The organism is Curtobacterium sp. B8 (genome assembly GCF_000333315.1).
GTDB classification, from domain to species: Bacteria; Actinomycetota; Actinomycetes; order Actinomycetales; family Microbacteriaceae; genus Curtobacterium; species Curtobacterium luteum.
On sequence record NZ_BACW01000191.1, the window covers coordinates 1 to 4,227 of the forward strand.

Genomic DNA, 4,227 nt, shown 5'->3' on the forward strand with positions numbered 1-4,227 from the left:
CGGCGCGCTCGTGAGGAGGGCCGTTCGCTCTTCGCCCGCATCGTCGGCGTCGACCCGGCACGCGTGGCCACCGGCTCCCAGACCTCCGCGATGATCGCGGTCGCGGCGGCCGCCCTGCCCGACGGTGCCGAGGTCGTGGTCCCCGACGGCGACTTCAGCTCCGTGGTCTTCCCGTTCCTCGCGCAGGCGCATCGCGGGGTGCACGTCCGGAGTGTCCCGCTCGACCGGCTGGCCGAGGAAGTGCGCCCGGGCACCGCGATGGTCGCGTGGTCCGCGGTCCAGTCATCGAGCGGCGCGGTGACCGAACCGGACCCGGTCGTCGCGGCGGCGCACGCTGCGGGGGCCCTCACCCTGTGCGACCTCACGCAGGCGGCCGGGGTGCTCCCGGTGTCCGCCGCGCCCGTCGACGTGACCGTCACGCACGCCTACAAGTGGCTGTGCGCACCGCGTGGCGTCGCGTTCGCGACCTTCTCGGACGAGGCGCTCGCCCGGCTCCGACCCGTGCAGGCCGGCTGGTACGCGGGCGAGGACCTGTGGTCGTCCTGCTACGGCCCGGACATGCGCCTCGCCGCCGACGCGCGCCGGTTCGACGTCTCACCGGCGTGGCAGGCCTGGCCCGGGGCGGTCGCCGCCCTGCGGCACCTCGCCGCCGTCGATGCGGCATCGGCCTGGAGGCACGCCACCGGCCTCACGGACCGGCTCGCGGACGCGCTCGGGTCGCCCCGGAGCGGTCAGGCGATCACGACCTTCCCGGACGCCGACGGCTCGGCGCTCCGCGCGCTCACCGACGCCGGCCTCACGGCGAGCGGCCGGGCCGGGCGGCTCCGCCTGGCGTTCCACCTCTGGAACGACGACGCGGACGTGACACGCGTGGTCGACGTCCTCGGGGGACTGTCCGGCTTCAGACCTGTGGGGTGAGACGACCCGTCCACAGGTGCCGCGCCTCCCGTCCGCCGACGGCCGCGAGGCCGGTACGCTTGCCCGGTACCTTCCCGCACCGGGCACCCAGTCCGGCGATCCCTGGAGTCCCTCTTGGCACAGTCCTCCCGTCTCGACAGCGTCATCGCCCTGGCCAAGGGCCGTGGCTTCGTCTTCCAGTCGGGGGAGATCTACGGCGGATCCCGCTCCGCGTGGGACTACGGGCCCCTCGGCGTCGAGCTCAAGGAGAACATCAAGCGCCAGTGGTGGCAGCGGTTCGTCCGTGGCCGCGGCGACATGGTCGGCCTCGACTCCGCCGTCATCCTGCCCCGCAAGGTGTGGGAGGCCTCGGGCCACGTCGCGACCTTCACGGACCCGCTCGTCGAGTGCCTGCACTGCCACCACCGCTTCCGTGAGGACCACCTGCTCGAGGCGTTCGAGTCGAAGAAGGGCCGGAAGCCCGAGGGCGGCATGGCCGAGATCGCCTGCCCGAACTGCGGCACCCGCGGTGAGTGGACCGAGCCGCGCGAGTTCTCCGGCATGCTCAAGACGTACCTCGGCCCGGTCGAGTCCGAGGAGGGCCTGAACTTCCTCCGACCCGAGACCGCGCAGGGCATCTTCGTCGACTTCGCGCAGGTCGTCACGACGAGCCGGCAGAAGCCCCCGTTCGGCATCGGACAGGTCGGCAAGGCGTTCCGCAACGAGATCACGCCCGGCAACTTCATCTTCCGCACGCGCGAGTTCGAGCAGATGGAGATCGAGTACTTCGTGCCGCCGGCCGATGCCGAGACCCACTACGAGCAGTGGATCGCCGACTCGGTCGCGTTCTACACCGACCTCGGCATCGACCCCGAGAACCTCCGGCGCTTCGACGTGCCGGACGGCGAGCGGGCGCACTACTCCGACGCGACCGCCGACATCGAGTACCGGTTCGGGTTCCAGGGCTCCGAGTGGGGCGAGCTCATGGGCGTCGCGAACCGCACCGACTTTCAACTCAAGAACCACATCGAGGCGTCCGGCAAGACCTCCGGTACTTCGACCAGGCGGCGAACGAGAAGTACGTCCCCTACGTCATCGAGCCCTCGTTTCGGCTCACCCGTGCCCTCATGGCGTTCTTCATCGACGCCTACCACGAGGACGAGGCCCCGAACGCGAAGGGCGGCGTCGACAAGCGCACCGTCCTCCGCCTCGACCCGCGCCTCGCTCCGGTCAAGGCCGCGGTCCTGCCGCTGTCGCGCAACGAGCAGCTCTCGCCGGTCGCACGGGGGCTCGCCGACGACCTCCGGAAGCACTGGAACGTCGACTTCGACGACGCCGGCGCGATCGGCCGTCGCTACCGTCGCCACGACGAGATCGGCACGCCGTTCTGCATCACCGTCGACTTCGACACGCTCGACGACAAGGCCGTCACGGTCCGCGAGCGCGACACCATGGGCCAGGAGCGCGTCTCGCTCGACCAGCTGCAGGGGTACCTCGCGCAGCGGCTCCTCGGCGCCTAGGCGCGACGCAGGCCGGCGTGGCGCGGCGCAGGCCGGCGTGGCGCAGGCCGGCGTGGCGCGGATGCGCTTCGCACAACCAAAGTCACCTCGAACCACGCGATCCCGCGGCGCGAGGTGATTTTGGTTGTGCGGCGGGAATGAGCACGCATGCCGCGCGTTGTCGTCTGCGTGAACGACTTCGTGAAGGTCGATGTCTGGTCGGACATCGCGTGCCCCTGGTGCTACATCGGCAAGCGCAAGTTCGAGGCGGGAGTGGCCGTGTTCGGCGCCGGCCCCGACGCCCGCCCGGTCGAGGTCGAGTACCACTCCTTCGAGCTGAGCCCGGACACGCCCGTCGACTTCGAGGGCACCGAGGCCGAGTTCCTCTCCGGGCACAAGGGGCTCCCGGTCGAACAGGCCCAGCAGATGATCGACCAGGTCGCCGGCATCGCCGCCACCGTCGGGCTGCGCTACGACTACGACGCCCTCCGCCACACGAACACCGTGAAGGCGCACCAGGTCATCCACCTCGCCAAGCAGCACGGCAAGCAGCTCGAGATGGTCGAGCGCCTGTTCGCCGCGTACTTCGAGCGCGGGGAGCACGTCGGGCAGGACGAGTCGCTGGCCGACCTCGGGGCGTCGGTCGGACTGGATCGCGACGAGGTGCTCGCCACCCTCCGGGACGACGCCCAGCTCGCCGCCGTCCGCGCCGACCAGGCCCAGGCGCAGGCGTTCGGCATCAACGGTGTGCCGTTCTTCGTCATCGACGGCAAGTACGGCGTCTCCGGGGCACAGGACCCGGCGACGTTCGCGCAGGTGCTGCAGCAGGTCGTGCAGCTCCGTGCGACCACGCCCGAGGAGCTCGCCGAGGCGGCTCAGCGTGCAGCGGACGACGCGCACGCGGATGCCGAGGCGACCCGATGACGGCGCTGCAGCCGACGGGTGCGGTCGAGCCGCGCCTCCAGGCCGCACCGCCGGTGTCGGTGCCCGACGCGCTGACGGGGGAGCCGCGCCCGGCGCTGCTCAGCCTCGTCACCCCGGGAGGTGCGCCCGTCTGCGAAGGCGACACCTGCTTCGTCCCCGGCGCGACCGTGCCCGGCGCCGAGGGCGTCTGGACGGAAGTCCCGGACTGATCGACGGCGACCGACCGACCGTGACCGACCGGCGGCGATCGATCGTCAGCTGCTGACGATCAGTCGCGGGTCGGCTCCTCGTCGGTGATGTCGGCGACCGTCGCACCGTAGGCCGCGACGAGGTCGTCCGCCTCGACGAACGCGCTCGCGCCGTGGCGCCCGGCGCCCAGTGCGATGCGGCGGCCGAGGATCCGCTCGTCGGCGTACACGGGCAGGTCGCCGGTCGCGCCGATGGGGGTGATCGTGCCGCGCTCGTAGCCGGACGCCTCGAGCGCCGTGGCCGCGTCCGGCATCGAGAGCTTGTTGACGCCGACGACCGCGCGGAGCTTCTTCCACGCGATGCTCCGGCCGCCCGGGACGAGCGCGAGCACGAACCCGCCGTCGTGGCGCTTCACGACCAGGGTCTTGACGATGTCACCGGGCTGGATGCCCAGGAGCGCGGCGGCATCCGCGAGCGAGTCCGCGGCCGGCCGTTCGACCACCTCCACCCGCAGGTCTCGGGCGGCGGCGTCGGCGTCGAAGCGGGCGATCCCGGTGTCGGTCATGTGGAGAACGCTACCGGCGCGTGACGACGTGGGAGGATGGGAGCCGTATGACGATCACACAAGCGCCTCCGAAGGGTTTGCGCATCGGCCCGATCGAGGTCGAGGCGCCGGTCGTGCTCGCGCCGATGGCGGGCATCACGAACATGGCGTACC

The 4,227-nt window shown here is 71.8% G+C and carries 4 protein-coding genes and 1 pseudogene; 4 read left to right on the forward strand and 1 reads right to left on the reverse strand.

All coding sequences use genetic code 11. The annotated features are described in order from the left end of the window. The 4 genes and pseudogenes from I59_RS04915 to I59_RS04930 form a co-directional block, all read left to right on the forward strand. A partial coding sequence (locus I59_RS04915; RefSeq protein ID WP_022902915.1) for an aminotransferase class V-fold PLP-dependent enzyme occupies positions 1-918 on the forward strand: 918 nt, incomplete at its 5' end. A gap of 114 nt (positions 919-1,032) precedes the next feature. Beyond that, positions 1,033-2,417 (forward strand): annotated as a pseudogene (locus tag I59_RS19225) (glycine--tRNA ligase). Between the two features lie 168 nt (positions 2,418-2,585). Next, complete coding sequence (locus I59_RS04925) at positions 2,586-3,320, forward strand: DsbA family protein (RefSeq protein ID WP_042726475.1); 735 nt, start codon at positions 2,586-2,588, stop codon at positions 3,318-3,320. Continuing rightward, positions 3,317-3,529, forward strand: coding sequence for a hypothetical protein (locus tag I59_RS04930; RefSeq protein WP_022902919.1), 213 nt, complete (start codon positions 3,317-3,319; stop codon positions 3,527-3,529). The genes I59_RS04925 and I59_RS04930 overlap by 4 nt, the downstream gene beginning before the upstream one ends. A gap of 59 nt (positions 3,530-3,588) precedes the next feature. Here I59_RS04930 and I59_RS04935 read toward each other — a convergent pair whose 3' ends face one another. Next, positions 3,589-4,074, reverse strand: a complete 486-nt coding sequence (locus I59_RS04935; protein WP_022902920.1) for an aminoacyl-tRNA deacylase — start codon at positions 4,072-4,074, stop codon at positions 3,589-3,591. Between the last annotated feature and the right edge of the window lie 153 nt (positions 4,075-4,227).